At 63.8% G+C, this 22,711-nt stretch carries 21 protein-coding genes; 7 read left to right on the plus strand and 14 right to left on the minus strand.

Features of this window, described 5'->3' with window-relative positions:
* Nucleotides 1–31 precede the first annotated feature (31 nt).
* Nucleotides 32–1,219, minus strand: a complete 1,188-nt coding sequence (locus NKI96_RS23910; RefSeq protein WP_352806490.1) for a glycine C-acetyltransferase — start codon at nt 1,217–1,219, stop codon at nt 32–34.
* A gap of 309 nt (nt 1,220–1,528) precedes the next feature.
* Here NKI96_RS23910 and NKI96_RS23915 point away from each other — a divergent pair, with 309 nt between their 5' ends.
* Nucleotides 1,529–3,595: a putative bifunctional diguanylate cyclase/phosphodiesterase gene (locus NKI96_RS23915; RefSeq protein ID WP_023672920.1), complete on the plus strand. Its 2,067-nt coding sequence runs from the start codon at nt 1,529–1,531 to the stop codon at nt 3,593–3,595.
* Between the two features lie 21 nt (nt 3,596–3,616).
* On the opposite strand, the gene NKI96_RS23920 is transcribed toward NKI96_RS23915, so the two are convergent.
* Entirely contained in the window at nt 3,617–4,021 is a 405-nt protein-coding gene (locus NKI96_RS23920; protein ID WP_023672921.1) for a MarR family winged helix-turn-helix transcriptional regulator, read from the minus strand.
* A gap of 192 nt (nt 4,022–4,213) precedes the next feature.
* Here NKI96_RS23920 and NKI96_RS23925 point away from each other — a divergent pair, with 192 nt between their 5' ends.
* The gene (locus NKI96_RS23925) at nt 4,214–4,621 is read left to right on the plus strand and encodes a hypothetical protein (RefSeq protein ID WP_023745497.1); all 408 of its coding nucleotides are present in this window, start codon (nt 4,214–4,216) and stop codon (nt 4,619–4,621) included.
* Nucleotides 4,622–4,841: 220 nt separating this feature from the next.
* On the opposite strand, the gene NKI96_RS23930 is transcribed toward NKI96_RS23925, so the two are convergent.
* Nucleotides 4,842–6,887, minus strand: coding sequence for an oxidoreductase (locus tag NKI96_RS23930; protein WP_023807908.1), 2,046 nt, complete (start codon nt 6,885–6,887; stop codon nt 4,842–4,844).
* A gap of 139 nt (nt 6,888–7,026) precedes the next feature.
* On the opposite strand from NKI96_RS23930, the gene queF reads away from it, so the two are divergent.
* Complete coding sequence (queF, locus tag NKI96_RS23935; protein WP_023672924.1) at nt 7,027–7,488, plus strand: preQ(1) synthase; 462 nt, start codon at nt 7,027–7,029, stop codon at nt 7,486–7,488.
* Nucleotides 7,489–7,704: 216 nt separating this feature from the next.
* Here the strand turns inward: queF and NKI96_RS23940 are convergent, their stop codons facing one another.
* The 4 genes from NKI96_RS23940 to NKI96_RS23955 form a co-directional block, all read right to left on the minus strand.
* On the minus strand, nt 7,705–8,316 hold the full coding sequence (locus NKI96_RS23940) for a hypothetical protein (RefSeq protein ID WP_023807907.1): 612 nt from the start codon (nt 8,314–8,316) through the stop codon (nt 7,705–7,707).
* A 4-nt stretch (nt 8,317–8,320) separates the two neighbouring features.
* Entirely contained in the window at nt 8,321–8,800 is a 480-nt protein-coding gene (locus tag NKI96_RS23945) for a DUF3828 domain-containing protein (RefSeq protein WP_023694426.1), read from the minus strand.
* A gap of 92 nt (nt 8,801–8,892) precedes the next feature.
* Nucleotides 8,893–10,542, minus strand: a complete 1,650-nt coding sequence (locus NKI96_RS23950) for an ABC transporter substrate-binding protein (RefSeq protein WP_023682934.1) — start codon at nt 10,540–10,542, stop codon at nt 8,893–8,895.
* Nucleotides 10,543–10,603: 61 nt separating this feature from the next.
* Complete coding sequence (locus tag NKI96_RS23955; RefSeq protein WP_352806493.1) at nt 10,604–12,154, minus strand: trimethylamine methyltransferase family protein; 1,551 nt, start codon at nt 12,152–12,154, stop codon at nt 10,604–10,606.
* 89 nt (nt 12,155–12,243) lie between these two features.
* Between NKI96_RS23955 and NKI96_RS23960 the strand changes: the two genes are divergently transcribed.
* Nucleotides 12,244–13,146, plus strand: coding sequence for a LysR substrate-binding domain-containing protein (locus NKI96_RS23960; protein ID WP_023682936.1), 903 nt, complete (start codon nt 12,244–12,246; stop codon nt 13,144–13,146).
* A gap of 274 nt (nt 13,147–13,420) precedes the next feature.
* Nucleotides 13,421–15,274 (plus strand): DNA mismatch repair endonuclease MutL, encoded by a 1,854-nt coding sequence (gene mutL / locus NKI96_RS23965; protein ID WP_352806495.1) that lies wholly within the window; start codon nt 13,421–13,423, stop codon nt 15,272–15,274.
* Nucleotides 15,275–15,299: 25 nt separating this feature from the next.
* Here mutL and NKI96_RS23970 read toward each other — a convergent pair whose 3' ends face one another.
* Both NKI96_RS23970 and NKI96_RS23975 read right to left on the minus strand, forming a co-directional pair.
* The gene (locus tag NKI96_RS23970; protein WP_023715226.1) at nt 15,300–16,061 is read right to left on the minus strand and encodes a hypothetical protein; all 762 of its coding nucleotides are present in this window, start codon (nt 16,059–16,061) and stop codon (nt 15,300–15,302) included.
* Between the two features lie 107 nt (nt 16,062–16,168).
* Entirely contained in the window at nt 16,169–17,062 is an 894-nt protein-coding gene (locus NKI96_RS23975) for a DMT family transporter (protein ID WP_023715225.1), read from the minus strand.
* A gap of 90 nt (nt 17,063–17,152) precedes the next feature.
* Between NKI96_RS23975 and NKI96_RS23980 the strand changes: the two genes are divergently transcribed.
* A complete protein-coding gene (locus NKI96_RS23980; RefSeq protein ID WP_023724839.1) occupies nt 17,153–18,079 on the plus strand; it encodes a LysR substrate-binding domain-containing protein in 927 nt (308 codons plus the stop codon).
* Nucleotides 18,080–18,096: 17 nt separating this feature from the next.
* On the opposite strand, the gene NKI96_RS23985 is transcribed toward NKI96_RS23980, so the two are convergent.
* Complete coding sequence (locus tag NKI96_RS23985) at nt 18,097–18,702, minus strand: hypothetical protein (protein ID WP_023745489.1); 606 nt, start codon at nt 18,700–18,702, stop codon at nt 18,097–18,099.
* A 113-nt stretch (nt 18,703–18,815) separates the two neighbouring features.
* Here NKI96_RS23985 and NKI96_RS23990 point away from each other — a divergent pair, with 113 nt between their 5' ends.
* Nucleotides 18,816–19,049: a DUF2093 domain-containing protein gene (locus NKI96_RS23990; RefSeq protein WP_023694434.1), complete on the plus strand. Its 234-nt coding sequence runs from the start codon at nt 18,816–18,818 to the stop codon at nt 19,047–19,049.
* 229 nt (nt 19,050–19,278) lie between these two features.
* On the opposite strand, the gene lpxK is transcribed toward NKI96_RS23990, so the two are convergent.
* Genes lpxK through NKI96_RS24010 form a run of 4 tightly spaced genes read right to left on the minus strand, consistent with a single transcriptional unit; the run spans nt 19,279 to nt 22,660 of the window.
* Nucleotides 19,279–20,307, minus strand: a complete 1,029-nt coding sequence (lpxK, locus tag NKI96_RS23995) for a tetraacyldisaccharide 4'-kinase (protein WP_023724837.1) — start codon at nt 20,305–20,307, stop codon at nt 19,279–19,281.
* Entirely contained in the window at nt 20,308–21,624 is a 1,317-nt protein-coding gene (waaA, locus tag NKI96_RS24000; protein WP_023671577.1) for a lipid IV(A) 3-deoxy-D-manno-octulosonic acid transferase, read from the minus strand.
* Nucleotides 21,621–22,409 carry a lysophospholipid acyltransferase family protein gene (locus NKI96_RS24005; RefSeq protein WP_023682942.1) on the minus strand — a complete coding sequence of 263 codons (789 nt, stop codon included), beginning with the start codon at nt 22,407–22,409 and terminating at the stop codon, nt 21,621–21,623. The genes waaA and NKI96_RS24005 overlap by 4 nt, the downstream gene beginning before the upstream one ends.
* A 5-nt stretch (nt 22,410–22,414) precedes the next feature.
* The gene (locus tag NKI96_RS24010) at nt 22,415–22,660 is read right to left on the minus strand and encodes a DUF4170 domain-containing protein (protein WP_023682943.1); all 246 of its coding nucleotides are present in this window, start codon (nt 22,658–22,660) and stop codon (nt 22,415–22,417) included.
* Nucleotides 22,661–22,711: the final 51 nt, after the last annotated feature.

Consider the following 22,711-nt stretch of genomic DNA (forward strand, 5'->3'; position numbering starts at 1 on the left):
ACCCTCCCCATAAAGGGGGAGGGTAAAACTCTCAGCCAATCACGCCCAGTTCCTTGCCGACTGCGGCGAATGCCGCCACGGCGCGGTCGATGTCGGCGGCGGAATGCGCCGCCGACATCTGCGTGCGGATGCGCGCCTGGCCTTTCGGCACCACCGGGAACGAAAAACCGATGACATAGATGCCGCGCTTCAGCATGCGCGCCGCCATTTCCTGCGCCAGGCTGGCATCTGCCAGCATCACCGGGATGATCGGGTGATCGGCGCCGGCCAATGTGAAGCCGAGCTTGCCCATCTCGGACCTGAACCGCGCCGCATTGGCATAGAGGCGCTCGCGTAGCGCATCGCCATTTCGGATCAGCTCGAAAACCTTGATCGAGGCGCCGGCGATCGCCGGCATCAGCGTGTTGGAGAAGAGATAGGGCCGCGAGCGCTGGCGCAGCCAGTCGACTACCTGGCTTTTGCCCGAGGTATAGCCGCCCGACGCGCCGCCCAGCGCCTTGCCGAGCGTGCCGGTGATGATGTCCACCCTGCTCTCGACGCCGCAATGTTCGGCCGAGCCGCGGCCGTTTTTGCCGACGAAGCCGACGGCATGGCTGTCATCGACCATGACCATGGCGTCGTATTTTTCCGCGAGGTCGCAGACGCCTTTCAGATTGGCGATGATGCCGTCCATGGAGAACACGCCGTCGGTGGCGATCAGGCGGAAGCGGCAATCCTTCGCTTCCTTCAGCCGCGCTTCGAGATCAGCCATGTCGTTGTTGGCGTAGCGGAAGCGCTTGGCCTTCGACAGTCGCACGCCGTCGATGATCGAGGCGTGGTTCAGCGCATCGGAGATGATCGCATCCTCCTCACCGAGCAGTGTCTCGAACAGGCCGCCATTGGCGTCGAAGCAGGAGCCGTAGAGGATGGTGTCGTCCATGCCGAGGAAAGATGAAATCGTTGATTCAAGCTGCTTGTGCTCTTCCTGCGTGCCGCAGATGAAACGTACCGACGCCATGCCGTAGCCATAGCGGTCCAGCGCGCCTTTGGCTGCGTTACGCAATTCGGCGCTGTCGGCGAGGCCGAGATAGTTGTTGGCGCAGAAATTCAGCACCTTGTCGCCACCGACCTCGATCTCAGCCGACTGGGTCGAGGTGATCACCCGCTCGGATTTGTAGAGCCCGGCGGATTTCAGACCTTGCAGTGCATTGTCGATATGGGAGAGGAATGCCGCGCTCATGATCGGGTCCTGTTGAGATTGGCGCGACTGTCGCGCTACGCGCACTAAAAATCCATCGCAAAAGCGACCGTTTCGGTGGCACGGCGGGCTCAACCCTGGCGCGACCCGATCGCATGGCCAGCATGCTGGAGTAGCAGGCACGCGAATACGGCCGTGCCGCGAAAGAACATGATAACCATCTCAGCAGCTTTCGTTTACTGCGGAAGCAACAGTTCCGCCGGCTTCCAAACCTGTTAACCCTTTCAAGGCAATGGTGTTCTTGCCACGAATCGGTGGCAGAAATCCGTCGACCGAGGGGTCACCTAGAATATGTCGCAGCAGCCGGCGCAAACCGTCTCGGGCAAACTCATCCTGCTGATCAAGAGCGGCTATTGGCTGGCGCTGCTGATCATCGCGGCTATGGTGATGGCTTCCTTCATCCTGCTGCAGCAGATGATGGCGGCGCAACAGCACAACCACACTCTGCTCGACATCGTCAGCACCCAGAAGGCGCTGTCGCAGCGCATCGTCTTTTTGACCAGCGCAACCGGCTCCGCCGCGCGTGACAAGCAGCCGGCCCTGGTTGCCGCGCTAAAACAGGCGACCGCCGAGTTCGAGACGAACTACGACCTGCTGCTCAAACAGACGGGAGCCGACCCGCTGTCACCGGCATTGTCCGATCCAAAGTCGATCGAGAGCGTGCTTTACGGCAAGCCGTTCCACCTCGACTATTTCTCGGTCGGGCTGGTCGCCAATGGCGAAAGGCTGATCTCGTCCTTCGAATCCCAGCTCTCCGGCAATGCCGCCTACAAGGGCGGCGGCGAGCGCGTCAATCTCGATGCTTCCGTCGCCAATGCGACGCTGTCGGGTTATGCCGCGCTCGGCCAACGCATCGCCGCATTCGCAGACGAGCGGTCGGAAAAGCTCCTCGATCTCCATCGCACCTTGTTCTACGCCACCATCGGCGTCATCGTCCTGGTGGCGCTTTTCATCTTCCGGCCGATGTCGAAGGCGATCCTGCGCAAGACGCACGAGCTTGTCGATGCCCGCAATTCGATGGCCTTCATCGCCGTACATGACGGGCTGACCGGCCTGCACAACCGCACCTTCCTGACCGATCACTTCGAAACGCTGATCAAGGGCGCGCATCGCCGGCGTGAGAGGCTGGCGGTGATCCAGCTCGACCTCGACCGGTTCAAGCAGATCAACGACACACTCGGCCACGCCGCCGGCGACTATGTTCTGGTCGTCACCGCGCAGCGCATGCGCGATTCCTGCCGCGCGTCGGATCTCTGCGCGCGCCTTGGCGGCGACGAATTCGTGATGATCCTCAATGGCGCCGGCGGCCCCGAGGACATCAACATGCTGGCCCGGCGCATCCTGGAGGAGATCAACGAGCCGATTACCTTCCAGGGCACGACCATCCTTCCAGGGGCCAGCGCCGGCATTGCCGTCTATCCCATCGACGCCGACAATGCCGAGGATCTGCTCGTCCACGCCGACCTCGCGCTCTATTCCGCCAAAAAGCTCGGCGGCGGCAGCTTCTCGTTCTTCTCCGAGGAACTCAGGCGCGAGCTAGACTACCGCAAGCAGCTCGAGCACGACATCAAGGTCGCGATTTCGGAGAACGCCTTCCAGGTCTATTTCCAGCCGCAGGTGTCGCTGAGCAACGGCGCCATCAGCGGCATCGAGGCGCTGGTGCGCTGGAAGCATGCCGAGCGCGGCATGATTGCGCCGGGCGAGTTCATTCCGGTCGCCGAAAAATGCGGCTTCATGCCCGAGATCGGCCGCATCGTCTTTACCAAGGCGATCGAGCAAGCAGCCGAATGGGATCGCGCCGGCATCGCTTTCGGCCGGCTTGCCGTCAACGTGTCCGGCACCGAGCTGCGCGAACCCGACTTCGACCGCTTCCTGTTCGCGACGCTGGAAAAGGCCGGCCTTGCTCCGCAGAAACTGTCGCTGGAAATCGTCGAATCCGTCATTCTCGACGACGAGAAGACGGGCATCGCGGCGAAGCTGCGCCACATCCGCGCTGCCGGCGTCCATCTTGAGCTCGACGATTTCGGCACCGGCTATGCCTCGCTCAGCCACGTCAATCCCAACGAGATCGACCGGCTGAAGATCGACCGCCGCTTCGTCCAGAACATCAACGAGAATGGCGACAACACCAAGATCGTGCGCGCCATCACCGAGCTGGCGCGCGGTCTCGGCATTTCGATCGTCGCCGAGGGCGCGGAAACCGAAGCCGAGCTCGATTCGCTGATGGCAATCGGCTGCGATCAGGTGCAGGGCTATTCCATCGCCTTCCCGATGCCGCAGGACAAAGCGCGCGAATGGCTGCTGGCGCGCAGCCCGAAGAAAGCCAAGCTGAAGGTGCTTCAGGGCAATTTAGCCTAGACTATTGCCCACCGGTGCCGGTCATTTGGCCGGCGCGACATTCGCCCGCAATGCCGCCAGCACCTCGGCGAACTCCGCCAGCCTGTCGTCCGGCAATCCCGCGCGCAGCCGCTTGTCGAAGATGAGAGCCGCCGCCCGCAGCTTCAGGAACATCGTTTCGCCCGCCTGCGTCAGTTCGACCAGATGAACCCGGCGGTTGTCCGGATCGCGGCGGCGCGTCAGCAAGCCTTGCGCCTCCATGGCGTTGAGATGGTGGGTGAGCGTGGCGCCCTGGATGCCGATCATGCCGGCAAGTTCGCGTTGGTTGGCAAGCTCGCTCGACTTGACCGAAAGCAAGGTCAGCCACACCGGCAGCGTGCCGCCGGCCTCGACCAAAGCGGCGTCAAAGGCCTGCGCCACCAGCTTGGAGGTGCGCGCGAGATTCATGCCGATTGGCGGACGGTCAAAGGGAGTCATGCGCCGACAGTAGAACAAGGCGCCGAGCGATGGAACGCGGCATTATACATTGACATCGAATCATTTGATACCTAACTATCATGCGTGTCGATCTACCGAGTTCGTATCATCCTGCATTCGACAGGGATCCGAGGACGGGCGGCGGGCAAGGAGGAAGCGGTCATGCAATATGTCTACATCGTCGTTATCGGCCTTCACGTCATGGCCGGTGTGTTCTGGGCCGGCACCACCATCACGCTTGCCCGCGACCCCGAGATCAGGGCGGAGCGCTTTATCGGACCGCAAATGGGCTCGGCCGGCATGGTGTTCGTGACCGGCGCCCTGCTCTGGTATTTCTTCCACGGCGCCTATTTCGGCTCGATGGAAATGGTGCTGGCGCTAGGCATCCTGGCCGCCTTCGCCGCTGCCGGCGTTCTCAGCGTCGTCGTCCGCAAGACCAGCCGGCAGCTTGCCGGCGCGGACGCCGCAACGGAAGCGGCGCTGCGCACCAAAATGGCCCGCGGCGAGCGCATCGCCGCCTGGCTTCTGGTACTCACCGTACTTTGCATGGCGACGGCCAGGATGATTTGAGCCCTGCCGCGCGTTGCCTCCCGGTTGAAAAGCATTCCGCATCGTGCGTCGCCTGGCTCTCGGCTGGTGGCGTACGCGGCGCGCAGTTCGGACGGATGTGCAAGGTGGCTCTCCGCACAGAGGTTTGGCTGCGCGCCACCCATCACTTTGATCGATCGAGATGCGCCCGCCGGAAGGGTGAGATCGAGCTTTGGAACAAGCCGTAGGCCGGCTTGTAGGCTCAAACCCGCAAGCCGAACCTGATGCCATCATAGATGGCGGCGTGGATGTTGCGCGAGGCGACCGCATCGCCGATGCGCAACAGCACGAAGCCGCCTTCGGGGTTGCGTGAAGGAAAAATATCGCCGCCGCCGACCAGCCGCTCGTAATCGACCGCGCCACCATTCTTCGACAGCGGTTTCAGCTGGAGATAGAGATCGTCGAGCGGCGCCGTGCCGTGCTCGACCACCACCTGGTCGACCCGCCTTTCGCCACGCCAGCCATCGGCAAAGTCGGAGGCGAGTTCGGCGACCAGTTGGTTGCCCTCGCGCCGTACCGAGCGCAGCCTGGTGTTGATGGTGATGGTGACGCCCTTCTCCTGGAAGGCGCGCATATAGGGCACGTGGTTCATGCCGCCCATTTCGGGGGCGAAGAAGCGCTCCGGCGAAACCAGCTCCAGTTTTGACCCTGCATTGGCGATCAGCTCCGCCGCGCCCATGCCCTGGTGGCCACCATTGTCGTCGAAGAGCAGCACGTTCTCCGCCGGCTTGACGCTGCCGGCCATGATGTCCCAACTCGACGTGACGAGATTGTCGCCTGATGTCAGCGGCGGGTTCTGCGGCAGGCCGCCGGTGGCGATCACCACCACGTCGGGCGACAGCGCCAGCACATCGTCCTGCTCGGCCCATGTATCGTAGCGGATCCCGACGCCGAGCCGGTCGAGTTCCGCCAGCCGCCAGTCGATGATGCCGATCAACTCCTTGCGGCGCGGGTTCTGCGTCGCCAGCCGAACCTGGCCGCCGGCCTGACCGGAGGCTTCGAGCACCGTGACATGGTGGCCGCGTTCGGCCATGACGCGAGCTGCCTCCAGCCCGCCGGCGCCGGCGCCAACGACGACGACTTTCCGCCTGGGCCCTTCGGTCATGACGATGATGTGCGGAATCTCGGCCTCGCGGCCGGTCGCGGCATTGTGGACGCACAGCGCCTCGCCGCCTTCATAGATACGATCGAGGCAATAGGTGGCGCCGACGCAAGGCCGGATCTCGTGCTCGCGACCTTCCATGACCTTCTTGATGATGTGCGGGTCGGCGATATGGGCGCGGGTCATGCCGACCATATCGAGCTTACCGGTGGCGATGGCATGGCGCGCCGTGGCGACATCGGAAATCCGCGCCGCATGGAAGGTCGGGAATTTTGTTGCCGCCCTCACCTCGCCGGCGAAATCGAGATGCGGCGAAGAGCGCATGCCGGTCACCGGGATAACCTTGGTGAGCGCCGCGTCGCTTTCGATCGAGCCGCGGATGATGTTCAGGAAATCGACCTTGCCAGAATTGGCGAGCCGTCTGGCGATCTCGACGCCCTCGGCCTTCGACAGGCCTTTGTCAAAGTCCTCATCGGCGACCATGCGGATGCCGACGATGAACTTTTCACCGACGGCAGCCCGCACGGCATCCAGCACCATGTCGGTGAAGCGCAGCCGGTTGTCGAGCGAACCGCCGAACTCGTCGTCGCGATGGTTTGTGGCCGGCGACCAGAAGCCGTCCATCAGATGGCCGTAGGATTCGAACTCGATGCCGTCGAGGCCGGCCGCCTGGCAGCGCTGCGCAGCGGACGCATAGTCGGCGACGATGCGCTCGATGTCCCAGTCCTCGATAGTTTTCGGGAACGCGCGGTGCGCCGGCTCACGCACCGGCGAGGCCGACAGCACCGGCAGCCAGTCGGCCTTGTTCCAGCCGGTGCGGCGACCAAGATGGGTGATCTGGATCATCACCTTGCAGTCATACTCGTGGCAGGCGTCCGCCAGTTGGGCCAGCCACGGCACGATGCGGTCGTCATAGACATGCAGATTGCCAAAGGCCGCCGGGCTGTCGCGCGAGACGATCGCCGAGCCCGCCGTCATGGTCAGCGCCATGCCGCCCTTGGCCTTTTCGGCGTGGTAGAGCCGGTAGCGCTGTTTCGGCATGCCGTCCTCGGAATAGGCCGGCTCGTGGCTGGTCGACATCACCCTGTTCTTCAGCGTCAGGTGTTTGAGCTGGTAAGGCTGGAGAAGCGGGTCGTTGCTGGTCATCATCTTCCTGCCATTCCAATTTGTGTCGGAGCAGCGCGTGCTGCTCCAGTTCTTGTCTTAAGCATCGAATTTATTCGAAAATCGCTGCACACTTTTCGGTCCGGTGCTAATGAGCGCGGAAATCCCCAGGAAAACCGCGATGATCGATACCAAAACCCTCACCCAGCTCGGCGCCCACGTCGAGACGCCACAGAGCCCGGAGACTGCGGTCCTGGAGACCGTGCCGTTCCAGCGCGGCGACGGACCGCCGGCGATCGTGCGCTTCACCTGCCCGGAATTCACCTCGCTCTGCCCGGTAACCGGACAGCCGGATTTCGCTCATATCGTCATCGACTACGCACCCGATACCACGCTCGTGGAATCGAAGTCGCTCAAACTGTTCATGACCTCGTTTCGCAACCATGGCGCTTTCCATGAAGACTGCACGGTGATGATCGGCCGCCGCATTGTGGCGGCAACGAAGCCGCTGTGGTTGCGCATAGGCGGCTATTGGTATCCGCGCGGCGGCATTCCGATCGATGTCTTCTGGCAGACCGGCGCTCCGCCCGAAGGCGCCTGGTTGCCCGACACCGGCGTTGCCCCCTATCGCGGAAGGGGCTGAAGCTATTTTGCGGAACTTTAGCGGGACAGCGCCCCCCTCTGTCCTGCCGGACATCTCCCCCACACGGGGGAGATTGGCCGCTACGCCGGCTTTAGCTAATCTCAAATGATGCGGAGCGGGCGAGACGTTGGAACTGCTGATCTCCCCACCCGGGGGGGATGTCCGGCAGGACAGAGAGGGGCGCGAAGGATCGCAGGCGCTGATCCTCAATCAACATTATTCGCACTGGTACTGGCTGAGCGCCCATTCACCGGTCACCGAAAGCAGATCGGATATCTTCCAGTCGCCGTCGACTTTCCTGAATTTCCATTCAAGGCGATGCGGGTTGCCGGCGACGACGAAGGCGACAATGACCTTGGCCTGGTCGCCATTGATCGCTTCGAGTGTCTTCAGGCTCTTATCGATCTCGGCCTTGTCATAGTCGGCATTGTCGAGCGCCATGTTGGGGTCGAGGCATTCGCCCTGCCCGGATTTGCGCAACGCGTCGCTCTTGTCGAGAACGGTTTTTGCCGGGTCGATGAAGTGGCTGCGCTGCGCCGGATCGATCTCCAGCCCCACCTGATCGTAAAATGGCCGCACCACCGCCGTCGGGGATCCCGGCAGAATAGGTGCGGCCGGTGCGGCGTCGGCCGGCGACCACCCAACCGGCGGTGTCGCCGCTTCCACCGCTGTCCCGGGTGGATTTGCGGGCGGTGCTGCGCCGGCCGGTGCCGTCATGGCCGGGGCATTGGCTGGCGGCGGGCCCAACAGGCCTTGTGCCGCGGCTGCGCTCGTAGCCACGGCCAGCACGCACATGGGCGACAGCGCCAGGGCAAGACGGCGGAGCACAGGATCACTCCGGCGCTTTGTCGGGCATGCATTCCAGCGCGCTCAGCGTCCAGCTGCTGGTCTTGGAGGTAATGTCGGCGACCTTCCATTTGCCGTCGATTTTCTTCAGCGACCACAGCATTTCGCGTTTGGAATCATCGCCTTCCGCAAAAAGGCTGAAGGTGGCGGTGACTTCGGCCGTATCGCCATTGACGGTCTCGGCCAGCTTCAATGTCTTGGCAATCGACTTCTGGTCGAAATCCTGGGCGTCAAGGCCGGGATCGAAGTCGAGGCAGGCGACTTCGTCGGGCTTGTTCTTCGTTGCCTGGTCGTTGAGATCGAACAGCTTGGTCACCGGCTCGGTGAAGCGGTCGCGGTACTTTGCGTCTCCCTCGAATTTCACTTCAGGCACATAAAAGAACTTGACGGCGTTGGAAGCCGGCCCGGCCAGCACTGTCGCTGGCAAGGCAATCGAAAAGACAGCGGCAAGCACTATCGGTTTCATGCAGGATCTCCGGACGTTTGGCGGCAAGGTGCAATACCAGACATCCTGCATATCGGTTTTTTTGCGGCTCATGAAGCCCCGGCTGCACCGTCTCAGCCATCAAGCCAGACGTTCTGCAGGTCCATCTCGAAGGTCTGGTGGACGCCGTAGTTCTTCACCTTCTTGTTCATGTGGCTGTAGAGCTTCTGCCAGAAGGGTTGAATGATGACGCCGGAATCCTGCAGGATCTGCTCGACATCCTTCATCACCTCACGCCGCTTCTCCACATCGATCAGCGACAGCGCCTGCTTCAGCTTGGCGTCGAAGTCCGGGTTGGAATAGGCCGATTCATTCCAGGCCTCGCCGGTGCGATAACCAAGCGCCAGGACCTGGACGCCAAGCGGGCGCATGTACCAGATGGTCATCGAATAGGGATATTTCGTCCAGTCGTTCCAGAAGGTCGAGCCCGGCAGCACCGTGCGCTTGACCTTGATGCCGGCGTCGCGCAGTTGGCCGGCAATCGCGTCGCCGGTGTTCTTCTGCCAATCGTCCTCGACGGTGATCAGCTCGTGCTCGAAATCGGCCTGCCCAGCGTCGGCCATCAGTTTCTTGGCGCCGGCCGCGTCGCGCGTCTTCTTGGGCAGCGCGAAATATTCAGGATGGATAGGGCTGACATGGTGGTTTTCACCGACCGTCCCTCGCCCGGCATAGCCGAGTTCCAGCACCGCATTGTTGTCGACCGCCATCTGCAGCGCGTTGCGCACCCGCTGGTCGTCGTAGGGCTTGTGGGTAACGTTCGTGCGGGCAACCAGCGTGGTTGCCGTCGCAACCTCGGACTTCTCCAGCCCCATCTTATCCAGGATGTCGATGAAGTCGGCCGGCGTCTCGAAATTGAGGTCTATCTCGCCGGATTCGAAGGCGTTGATCGAAGCGTTGAAGTCGGTGCCGTAGTCGATGAACTCGACGCTGTCGAGCGGCGCTTCGCCGCCCCACCACTTGCCGTTTTCACGACGCTTGACCACCGCCTTCTGGCCGACATCGTAGGAGACCAGTTCGAACGGGCCCGTGCCGATCGGCTTCTTGACCGGGTCGGCGCCTTCGGCGTCGAAATTGCGGTGGACGACGAGCGCGGGATAATCGGTGAGGTTCGGGATCAGCGAAATGTCGGGCGCGCTGAGCGTCAGCTTGACCGTATTGTCGTCGACCTTGGCGATCGCGCCTTCCCTGGCCTTGCCCGACTTTTCGTCGATCAGCCCGCCGACGCGAGCGGCCATGGAGTTGCCGGCGACCTTCTTCTCGCACCAGCGGGTAACATTGAAGACCACGTCATCGGCGTTGAAAGCATCGCCATTGTTCCAGGTGATGCCCTTGCGCACATGCAACGTGTATTCAGTGGCGTCGTCATTGATGTCCCAGCTTTCGAGCAGCACTGGCTCGAAGGTGAATTCCCTGGTGTAGCGGACCAGCGGCTCCAGCCAGCAGCGCGAGATGTTGGCGAGTTCCACCCAGTCATAGGTGCGCGGATCTTTTTGGGCCTTGACCGACATCGATATGTGCAGCGTGCCGCCCTTCTTCGGCTCCTCGGCAAAAGCCTGTCCCGGCGCGGCAAGGCCGATCATGCCGTAGGCCAGCGCCGTCGATGCGCCGAACGCACTTGCCAATGCAAGAAACTCGCGCCGGTCCATACGGCCAGCACGCGTCTCTTGCGCCATCGCCTCGATGGCCGTTGGCACGCGATCGCCATTGCTTTTGAAAAGTGTCATGTCTTTCTCCCTTGCGGTTCCCATCGGGTCTTCGCCCTTTATCAACTCATTCGTCGTTCTCTTAGCTAACGCTGTCGGGCAGCCTCTCCTCGCGCTGCGCGATAAAGTCCCTGAGGCCCTCGGCAATGCCCTCATCGAGTTTCGGCTCTTCATAGTCGGCCAGCATGTTGCGGGCTTTCTCGCGGCCGCGCGTGTCGTGGTCCTTCGCCCCTCCAGCCTTCCATTGTTCGTAGGAGTTGAAATCCATGATGGTGGGCATGAAGAATGCCGACTCGTAGTGATCGAGCGTGTGCTGGGTGCCGAGGAAATGGCCCTGCGGCCCGACTTCGCGGATCGCCGCCATGGCCTCCTTGAAGTCGTCGAACGACAGGCCGCCGGCATATTTGTACCAGCCGACAAGCTGCTCGCAGTCGGTGGCGAATTTCGAATAGCCGCAGGTGAGCCCGGCCTCGAGCCAGCCGGCGGAGTGCCAGATGTAATTGGCGCCGGCGAGGATGGCGGCATGCATCAGCATGTTGGATTCATAGCCGGCCTGGGCGTCGTTGAGCTTGGAGCCGACATGGAAGCCGGAGGTTCGCCAGGGCAGTTTGTATTTCCGCGCCAACGCGCCCATCAGATACATCATCTGCGCAGCCTCCGGCGTGCCGCCCATCGGCGCGCCGGTCTTCATGTCAACCGTCACCATGAACTGGCCGTAGATCTGGGGCGAACCCGGGCGCAGCAGTTGGGTGAAAGCGACGCCGGCCAATGCTTCGGCATTGACCTGCGCCACCGCGCCGACGGCCGAGGCCGAAGTCGATGCGCCGCACAGCGCAAAGGGCGCCAGGATCAGCGGCTGATTGCTGCGGGCATAGACCTTCATCGCGTCCAGCATGGTGGCGTCCCACACCAGCGGCGAGTTGCAGTTGGTAATCGACACCAGCACCGGATTGTCGCGAACGAAATCTTCGCCAAAGACGATGCCCGCCATCGCCATCGTGTCTTCGGCGCGGTCTTTGGAAGTAACGATGCCCATGAACGGCTTGTCGGAATGCTTCAGCGCCGAATGGATGATGTGGAGATGCCGTTTCGGCACCGCGATCTCCATCGGCTCGCAGATGATCGAACTCGACGAATGCAGCGCCGGGGCAATGTAGGCGAGCTTGTGAAAATTGTTGAGGTCTTCAAGCGTGCCATAACGCCGGTTGTTGTCGAGGTCGCGCACGTAAGGCGCGCCATACATCGGCGCGAAGATGGAGTTCTTGCCGCCGACGCGCACGGTGCGCTCGGGATTACGCGCATTGAGGGTGAATTCGGACGGAACCTTCGCGACCAGTTCCATCAGCAGGCCGCGGTCGATGCGGACGCGTGTCTCGGACACGTCGGCGCCCGCCGCCTTCCACATGGCGATCGCCTCGTCGTCGCGGAACTCGCAACCGACCTCTTCGAGGATGGCGAGTGACTCCTGGTGGATCAGTTCCACCGCCTCGTCCGGGACCATCTGGTAGGTGGGAATCTCGCGGACCAGCGTTGGGAACGAGGTGACGGGGGCGCTCCTCAGCGCCTTGCGTCCGAGGCGACCGCCGCCGCGGCGGTGGGTTTGCTCGGTCAGTTCAGTGGCCGGTGCGTTCATGGAGCCTCCTCATTCCGTCCAACCAAGTTAGCGAGAGGAAATATGGATGTGATGCTGGAAAATCCTGATCTCTTGTATAAGCTCAGCTTATGCGAAGCCTACGCCACCTCCTGCCCTCGGCCGGCAGCCTGATCGTCTTCGAGGCGGCGGGCCGGCTGTCGAGCTTCACCGCTGCCGGGCGCGAGCTCGGCATGACGCAGGCCGCCGTCTCCTATGCGGTGCGCGGGTTGGAGGAACAGCTTGGCGCCCAGCTGTTCCAGCGCCGCCACCGCCAGGTCGTCCTGACAGAAGCGGGCGAACGCTTCCATGCCGACGTCTCACTCGGCCTGTCGCATATCCGCAAATCGGCGGAGGATCTGCGCCTGCAGGCGACCGGCGGTCATGTCACGCTGGCGGCGTCGACCGCCTTCGGCTCGTTCTGGATGATGCCGCGGCTGCAGCAGTTCCGCGACGAACTGCCGGGCATCGACTTGCGCATCCAGACCGCCGACCGCGATCTCGACATCATCGCCGAGGGCATCCCGCTCGCCGTGCGCGGCGGCGAGCCGCGCGACTGGGCCGACTATCATTCGCTGCCGCTGGCCGACGAGGAGATTTTTCCAGTCGTAGGCGCCAGCTATCTCGCGAAATTCGGCATGCCAAGGAGCGTCGCGGAGCTGGCGACGCATCGCCTGATCCACCTCGAGGAGCCCTACCGCGAGGCGGCTAGCTGGGACGAATGGTTCCAGTCGGCGGGCGGCAGCCTCGACAACACCGCGCGCGGCCTGCGCATCAACGATTACGGCCTCGTGATCCAGGGCGTCATGGAGGGCCAGGGCATCGCGCTCGGCTGGCGGCATCTGGCCGAACGGCTCCTGGCGTCGGGGCTGCTGGTGCCGGTGACCGACCATGTGCTGAGAACCGGCAAGGCGTTCTATGTGGTTTGGCCGAAGAACCGGGAGTTGAGCGAGAATGCGCGGAAAGTCAGGGACTGGCTGGCGGCGCAGGCTTGAAATCGGTTGCAGCGTAGTCACTATCGCGGAGTTCCTTCACACCCCCCTCTGTCCTGCCGGACATCTCCCCCGCAAGGGGGGAGATTGGCAGTTCATATGTCGCGTCACCCTTCAAGCATTGAAGATTGGCGAAAGCCGTCGTGACATCTGATCTCCCTCCTTGCGGGGGAGATGGCCGGCAGGCCAGAGGGGGGTGCTGTCCCGCTGGCGTCTCCAATGTCCGGCATTCATTGAAGCCTTCCGCACACCCTTCGAATCCGCCTATAATACCCCCATGCCCATTCGCCAGCTTTCCGAAACGATGATCAACCAGATCGCCGCCGGCGAAGTCATCGAGCGTCCGGCGAGCGTGGTGAAGGAACTGGTCGAAAACGCGCTCGACGCCGGCGCCTCCCGCGTCGAGGTCGTCACTGCCGGCGGCGGGCTGAACCTGATCCGCGTCACCGATGACGGCTCCGGTATCCCCGAACAGGAACTGGCGCTGGCCATTGCGCGCCACTGCACCTCGAAACTTGCCGACAACATTCACGATATCCGCTCGCTCGGGTTCCGTGGCGAGGCATTGCCGTCAATTGGTTCGGTGTCGCGACTGTCGGTTCGCTCGCGCACGGCCGCAGGCGACGCTGCAGCCGAGATCGCCATCGAAGGCGGCCGCGTTTCGGCGGTCAAACCGGCGGCGGCCAACCGCGGCACCACGGTCGAGGTGCGCGACCTGTTCTTCGCCACGCCGGCCCGGCTCAAGTTCATGAAGGGCGAGCGCGCCGAAAGCTCCGCCACCAGCGACGTGCTCAAGCGCATCGCCATCGCCTTCCCCGCCGTGCGCTTCACGCTGGCCGGCTCGGACCGCTCGACGCTGGAATTGCCGGCGACCGATGACAGTACCGAGGGCAGCCTGCGCCGCGTCGCCCAGGTGATGGGCGCCGAGTTTCCCGACAATTCCATCGCTATCGACGCCAGCCGGGACGGCGTGCACCTGACCGGCCACGTCTCGATCCCGTCCTTCACCCGCGCCAACGCGCTGCAGCAATATGCCTATGTCAACGGCCGGCCAGTGCGCGACAAGCTGATTGCTGGCGCCATTCGCGGCGCTTTCGCCGATGTGCTGCCGCGCGACCGGCACGCGGTGACCGTGCTGTTCCTGACGCTCGATCCGGCGACCGTCGACGTCAATGTCCACCCAGCCAAGGCCGATGTTCGCTTCCGCGATCCCGGCCTGGTACGCGGGCTGATCGTCGGCGCCATCCGCGAGGTGCTGGCCAATGCCGGCATCCGCGCCGCCACCAGCGGGGCCGCCGGGATGGTGGCGGCGTTCCGGCCGGGAGCCGCCTCCTACGCCCATGCGGGTCCTGCCAACGGTCATCGCAGTTATGACGCGGCCTACCGGGCCTCGGGCTTTTCGGGCTTTGACCGCTCGCCACAGCGGCCGCTGGATATGGGATTTGACGGCGCCGGCTTCCGCGAAAACGACCAGGCTGCATTCGACGCCGGTCCGCTCGCCAGCGCCGATGCGCGTGCCGGCTTAGCCGAGCCGGCCGAGACGCTGCTCGGCACCGCGCTGGGCGCCGCCCGCGCGCAGGTCCACGAGAACTACATCGTCGCCCAGACCAGGGATTCGCTTGTCATCGTCGACCAGCACGCGGCGCATGAGCGGCTGGTCTACGAGGCGCTGAAGAATGCGCTGCACTTACGCGCGGTGCCCTCGCAGATGCTGCTTTTGCCGGAGATCGTCGACCTGCCGGAAGAAGACGCCGAGCGGCTGGCCATGCATTCGGAGACACTTGCCCGGTTCGGTCTCGGCATCGAGCGCTTCGGCCCCGGTGCGGTGGCGGTGCGCGAGACGCCGTCCATGCTCGGCGAAACCAATGTCCAGCAATTGGTGCGCGACCTTGCCGATGAGATCGCCGACAATGATACAGTCGAGACGCTGAAAGAGCGCCTGGACAAGATTGCCGCCACCATGGCCTGCCACGGCTCGGTGCGTTCCGGCCGTCTGCTCAAGGCCGAGGAGATGAACGCGCTGCTGCGCCAGATGGAGGCGACGCCGGGATCCGGCACCTGCAACCACGGCCGCCCGACCTATATCGAGCTGAAGCTTGCCGATATCGAGCGGCTGTTCGGACGGCGGTGAGCACAAGCCAGGTCAGGGCACACGCTCAATTCACCAACAGGCGATAGTCCTTGAATCTATGAGAGAAAACGTAATCCCTTGAGTAGCCGGCGCTACCGCCGCGAAAATTCACGGAGATTGTCTCGAAGCTTCCCCCAACCTGCTTTTGAACATTCATGTAGATGGGAGTCATCAGCATGCCGGCATCGCAATCGTCGTCATCGAAAACGATCTCCTGAACGACCTTCTTTTTCTTCTTGTCGATGACCCGCAGCTTACTCATGCAGACGAGAAAGCCGGCTTTCTCGTAGACCCCGGCAAATCTGTGGGTGGCTGTCTGCGCCCAGAAGGGGATCTCGACGGTGCCGTCAACCTTCGCCTCACCGGTATCGTCGAGGCTTGCGACCTTCTTCAGCACGATCGGGAACTTGTCCAGGCCTCTGTTCCAGGTCCCCGTTGCGCCGCTTTCGCCAAGGTCGAGAGAAAACGGACATCGGGCGGTGTCGACCGGCGTTTTCGATCCAATGACCAGGACCCGGTCGAATTCCTTGTCGTCCGCAATCTCGCAAAGGGAGACGCTGGTACCGGTGATCTTGCCGTACACCGCTATCGGGCTTTGCTTCGCGTCGTAGAAATAGCTTCCTTCGACCGTAATCCCGCTGCCGAAACTGTCATATCTCTGCAGTGACAGATGGACTGGATTAGGCCCGATGGACCCTTCGTAGTTTTCGACCTGGTACCAGCCAGCGACGGCTTTCCCGGTCAGCAGCAAAACGCAAAAGATTGCCGATATGAACAGTTTTCCCATTCCATCCCCCAGCCAGGCAACTCACCATAACGGTCCTTCCTCCGGGTGTCTGCAGCTGGCGGATACGGCTCCCGGTTTGAGTCCGGAAACGGTTCCAACTTTTTGTTTTAACGCTTCAAATTCACCACGATGACGCCGCCGAGCGCCAGCGCGCCGCCGAGGAGACCGAGCAGTGTCGGCACTTCGCCCAGCCAGAAGAAGCCGATCAGGGCCGACATGGGCGAGACCAGATAGAGGAAGTTCGAGGCGCGCGCTGCCGGAAGACGCGACAGTGCGGTTGCCCAGGCGGCATAGGCGATCAGGCTGGGCACGATGCCAAGAAAGATCACGGCGCCGATACCGGCCGTGTTGGCGACCGCGGCCTGCGCAAAGCCGCTCGGCAGAAAGGGTGCCAGGCAAAGCGCGCCAAGGATCATGTTCGAGGCCGAAATGGTCAGCGGGTGATGGCGGGCAAAGAGCGGCTTCTGGACGATCGTGTTGACGGCCGAGCACAGCGCGGAGCCAAGAACCAGCAGCGCGCCGGTGTCGAAACTCAAGCCATTGCCGTCGGCCACGGCGATGATGCCGATGCCGGCGAAAGAAATCGCCGTGCCGAACCAGGCCCAGCTTGAGAAGCGCTCGCCGAGCAATGCCATTGCCATGATGGCGGTGAAGATCGGGCTGACATTGATGATGAAACCGGCGGCACCCGCCGACACGGTCAGTTCGCCGAAATTGAGCATGACAGTGTAGAGCGCGACGAAGATGGCGCCGCCAAAGACCAGGCGCCACACTTCGTCGAGCCTCGGCAGCGCCGGGCGCTTGACGGCAAGAAAGATCGCCGCCGGCACCGCGGCAATGGCAAAGCGCAGCGCACCGAGTTCCAGCGGCCCGAAAGCGGCGAGGCCGGCACGGATCGCCGGAAAGGCCGAGGCCCAGCCGACCACCGTCAACGCCACGGCGATGGCCGCCGTGGTGTCCATCCGCTGTGTCGGATTCGACGTGCTGGTCGTTGCGCTCATCTGCCTGTCCTCGGGTTCCCAGAGTTGAAAGGCAGAAAGCGCCTTTTCGGCGCCGTTGACAAACGATCAAATCGAGGATCACCTGTGACTATGGATCACAGCTCAGACACAATGGTGCCGCTCGAGACCCTGCGCGCCTTCGATGCGGCGGCGCGAACGGGGAGCTTTTCGGCCGCGGCCGAGAAGCTCAACATCACCCACGGCGCCGTCAGCCGGCAGATCGCCAAGCTGGAGGACTGGCTGGGCTTGAAAGTGTTCGACCGCGGCGCGCGCGGCGTCTCGCTGACCATCGAGGGCAACCGCCTGCATCTGCGCACGGCGGAAGCCTTTGCGCTGATCTCCAGCCATTCCGACCGCTGGGTCGAGCCGCGCGGCACCGCCGTGGTGCGGCTGACCTCGATACCCTCCGTCAGCGGGCTGTGGCTGATGCCACGCATGGCGGCGCTGGAGAACAATCCCACCAAGCTGCGCATCGTCCTCGACGTCGACATCCGCCAGGCCGACCTTGCCGATGAAGGCATCGACCTGTCGGTCCGCTGCGGCCGCGGCGGCATTCCGGGCCGCATCTCGGTGAAGCTGTTCGAGGAACATGTCTTTCCCGTCGCCGCGCCCGGCCTTGCCCGCGAGATCGGCCGCGGCGACCCGGCCCGGCTGCTGAGGTTTCCACTGATCAACGATTCCGACGCCTCCGGCTGGCGTGCCTGGTTTGCCGCGCAAGGGATGGACTACCGCCCGCGCCCGCAGGATCGCCGCTTCGAGGACTACAATCTCGTGCTCGACGCCGCAGCTTACGGGCTCGGCATCGCGCTGGCGCGGCCACCGCTGACCGGACACCAGTTGGAGGCAGGCCGCATCGTCGCCGTCGACGAGCGCAGGGCGCTGAACCCGGTGTCGTACTGGCTCGACCGGCCGCTGGGGCGGCCACGCACGGCTGCCGCCGAACTTTCACGCCGTATCGCTGTCGAGGCGGGGCTGGCGATGGACAAGATGGAAGCATTCCTCGAAGCCGAGCGATAGCGGCGATCGTTCGGTGCTCAGCCAAGCACCAGCAAGGCGAGCCCGACAATGGCAACGGCCAGAAACCCGGCAGCCAGCGCCATCAGGCCGACACGCATCTGCTGCCGGCCTTCGGGCTGGACCGTGTCATTCGACCCAGACATCGCCTGCCCCCGCTTCGCCGCCGCGTCGGTGGCGGAGGCGCGGCGCGGCGGCGAAACCCCCGGTGCGAGAAGCGCAAACCAGGGCAGTCCTGCCGGCTTTGCGGCAGCGCCATCATCGGCCCTGGCCGGCGGCACCGGCAGACCGCGCTGTGCATCGTCGTTGGCTGGCGTCGCCTTGCCTGTCGCAGCCGTTGTCGGCCCGAAATCGTCGGGCGCCGCGTCACCCGGTTCGGCAAGGGCCAGATAGGCCTGCAGGATCTCGGCTGAACCCGTCTGCTGCCCCTTTGCGGTGGCTGCGGACAACAGCGCCTGCAGCGCCGGCGCCGCTGCCGGCTGCAAAGGCGCACCGGATGGCGTCGGCGGCTGCACCAGCGCCTTTATAAGTGCTGCTTTCGCCGGATCGGCCTTCGCCGACGGCACCGCTGCCAATATCATGGCCTCGCGCAGCAGCGCAGTCAGGCGGGCGGATGAAATGTCCATGCCGGTCCCATAAGAATGGTTTGGAGCCGACAATAGCGCCTCAGCATTGCGTCAAGCTTGACCTTGCCGGCAATTTATGGCGATGAAATCAGCATGAACTCTGGCACCACCCCATGATGAACCGCTTCGAAGGCCCTGGCGGCAAGGAAGCCCGGATCCGCTATCTCGACGGCGACTTCCAGGTCACCAGCCCCGGCGCATTCGTGCGCTGCGCTGTGACCGGCGAGAGCATTCCGCTGGACGAGCTCAAATATTGGAGCGTCGCCAGGCAGGAGCCCTATGTCAGCGCCGCCGCCTCGCTGCGCCGCGAGATCGAGATGCATCCGGACCTGCGCAGCCGGGGTTAAAGGCGCGCACAGAGCCGTTGGTCGCGTTCCTTCACACCCCCCTCTGTCCTGCCGGACATCTCCCCCGCAACGGGGGAGATTGGATGATCATCTTTGCTTTCGCCAAATCACCAGCGTTGCAGAATGAGCGCCATTGGCAAAGCTGCTGATCTCCCTCCTTGCGGGGGAGATGGCCGGCAGGCCAGAGGGGGGTGCTGTCCGCCAGCATCTCCGCGTGACGCTGCACGCCCTACCCTCGCAGCTTGCGCTGTCTCCAGGCATCCAGCGTCTCGTCGATGATGCGCTCCGGCACAGTGTCGAGTTCGAACGTGGCGTCGATCTCCAGCACGGCGAGTTCAGCGAGGAAATCGGCCGGGGCAGCGCCATGGCGCAGCCGGGCGGCGTCCTTGGCGGTGGTGACGAGGCCTAGTCCATCGCGGCGCGCGGTTGCCGCCAGTTCCGCGAGTTCATCAGGGGCATAGAAGTGATGGTCCGGAAACGACCGGCTCAGCGCCACCTCAGCGCCTGTGCCGCGCAGCGTGTCGAAGAATTTTTCGGGATGGCCGATGCCGGCAAAGGCGAGGAACCGCCGGCCGGCAAACCGCTCCTTGGCCGCGGGCTCGGCATGCGCCTCGAAGACTGGCCGGCCGGCGCGCGCCGCCTGGCGCACGACCTGGTCGGCGGCAGCGCCCTCGCCCATCTTCAACAGCCCATCGGTGAACACCAGTTGGTCGACGATGTTGGCTCTCAGCGGTCCACCCGGAATGACGCGGCCGTTGCCGATGCCGTAGCGGGCGTCGACGACGACCAGCGCATAGTCGATATGGATGCGCGCGCTCTGAAAACCGTCATCCATGATCAGGAAATCGCAGCCATGGGCTTTCAGGAGCAGCTTGGCGCCGGCGGCGCGGTTGGGGCTCACCGCAACCGGCGCGTGCTCGGCCAAAAGCAGCGGCTCGTCGCCGACATGCTTTGCAGCGTCGTGACTGGCATCGACGACATGCGGCTGCGCGAACGAGCCGCCATGGCCGCGCGACAGGAATCCGGGATTGAGCTGCATGCGCCGGGCCTGCTTGGCCAGCGCGATGGCGATCGGCGTCTTGCCGCTGCCGCCGACGGTGAAGTTGCCGACGCAAAGCACTGGCGCGTCGATCTTTTCACGTACCGCCCGATGCATGCGGCGGCCGGCGACGATGCCATAGACGGCTGATAGCGGCGACAGCGCAAAGACCCGCCAGTCCGGCGCTTCCCACCAGAAAGGTGGTGCTTCCGACGCCACCTATCGCCCGTCGGCGCCCTTCAGGCGCGACTTGACGATCAATGGCTGGATATAAGGCTCGAGCGACTTCAGCGTGTGCGCCAGCGCACCGCGCATCTGGTCGACTGTGGCGGCACCGGCCGCCATCATCTCATGGCGCGCAACTTCATTGCTCAGCAGGAAATTGACGGCGCCGGCCAGCATGTCGCGGTCGCGCACCAGCTTGGCGCCGCCACTGTCGAGCAGGCGCTGATAGGCCTCGCGAAAATTCTGGACGTTGCGGCCGGCCAGCACAGCGGTGTCGAGCATGGCCGGCTCCAGCGGATTCTGGCCGCCTTCCGAGGTCAGCGAGCGGCCGACAAAGGCGATTTCCGTCAGCCGGAGATAAAGCCCCATCTCGCCGATCGTATCGCCGAGCAGGATATCGGTGTCGGCGGTGATCCGGTCGCCCTTGCTGCGCCGCGCCAGCTTCAGGCCCATGCCGGAAATCTGTGCGGCCAGCGCTTCGGCGCGGTCGGGATGACGCGGGACGATGATCGTCAGCAGGCCATGGTGGCGCTTGTAGAGCGTGGCGTGGACTTCCGCCGCGACCACCTCCTCGCCGTCATGGGTCGAAATTGCCGCCCAGGTCGGGCGGCCGGCGATCTGGCGCTTCAGCGTCGCCAGCGCCCGTTCGTCGACCGGCGGCGGCAAGGTGTCGACCTTGAGGTTGCCGGACACGGTGACCGGCCGGGCGCCAAGCGCGCGAAACCGTTCGCCGTCGACATCCGACTGGGCAACGACGTGTGCGAGGTTCTCGAACAGCGCCTCGGCGATGTTGGCGCGCTTCTTCCAGGATTTGAACGAACGGTCGGAGAGCCGGCCGTTGACCAGCACCTGCGGCACGTGGCGGGCGCCGAGCTCGAGGATGGTCATCGGCCATATCTCGGATTCGGCGATGATAGCCAGGTCCGGCCGCCAGTGATCGAGAAAGCGGCTGACGGCCGGCTTCAGGTCGAGCGGAACATATTGGTGGATGATGCGGTCGCCCAGCCGTTCGTCGGCAACCTGCGCCGAGGTCACTGTTCCCGTCGTCAGCACGATGTTGACACCGTAGTCGAGGATGCTTTGCACCAGCGGCACGACCGCAAGGGTCTCGCCGACGCTTGCCGCATGGATCCAGATCACCGGCCCTTCGGGGCGCGGCCGCCCGGCAACGCCGTAGCGCTCACGGCTGCGGCTGCGGTCTTCCTTGCCCTGCGATGTGCGCCAGGCGACATAGGGACCCATCAGCGGATAGGCGGCTGCACCGGCAAGGCGGTAGGCCGCCAGGAAGGCGCGCGCCCAGCCGACGCTCATGGCCTGCCGTCCACGAGCCGATAGGCCTCGGCGGTTGCGGCATTGAGCGCGGCCGTGACTTCCTGGCGCTTGCGCTCCATTTCGGCCTCGTCGGCATTGGCCGGCACGAAAACCGGCGTTCCGATGACGATCGAGGAGCGGCCGAACGGCAGGTTGATGGTGGTCTTGTCCCAGCTCCTTTCCAGCACCTTGCGGCGGCTGGTGGCGATGGCGGCAGGCATGATCGGCCGGCCGGAAAGGCGTGCCAGCAGAACGATACCAAGCCCCGCGTCGCGCGGCGTGCCGTGGGGAATGTCGGCGATCATGGCGACGTTCTTGCCGGCGACGAGTGACTTTTTCAGGGCGATGAGCGCCTTGGCGCCGCCCTTGTCGAGATGCTTCGTGCTTTCACGCCCGCCGGAGCCGCGCACCGCCTCGATGCCGAATTTTTCGATCATCAGCGCGTTGAGTTCGGCGTCGGCGCTGCGCGAGACCATGGCGACCAGCGGCCGTCCCTTGGGATAATAGGCTGGGGTCAGCAGATGCTGGCCATGCCAGAGCGCGATGATGCCGGGTTCGAATTCGGCGTAGTCGCCGCCTGAAAATTTAGCCGAGCCTTCGACCACGCGGTTGGTCAGGCGCACCAGGCGGACGAACTGGGCGAGCAGGCTGACGATCATGCTCTTGACGATTCGCGACTGCGCCAACGGCTCGCGGATCTTGCGCCAGAATGTCTTCGAACTGCCGCCGCGTCTTCTTCGGACCGCGGCGCCGGTGGGCTGCCCTTTCACCGCTTCATGCTCCATCGCTGTCAACCGGCGGCCTTGCTTTCAGGGTCGAGCAGCCGGTGCAGATGGACGACGAAATAGCGCATATGGGCATTGTCCACGCTGGCTTGCGCCTTGGCCTTCCACGCGGTGTGCGCGGTTTGATAGTCCGGATAAACGCCAACGATGTCGAGCGCGTCGAGATCGCGGAACTCGGTGCCTCCCAGCTTCTTCAGCTCGCCGCCGAACACCAGGTGCAAAAGCTGTTTCTTTCCGTCTTCCGCGGCCATTTCGGTCCTTCACATATTGTGAGTTTGCGACAGGTCTAGCCCAAAGCTGCC

This window comes from Mesorhizobium sp. M0292 (assembly GCF_040321695.1).
Lineage (GTDB): Bacteria > Pseudomonadota > Alphaproteobacteria > Rhizobiales > Rhizobiaceae > Mesorhizobium.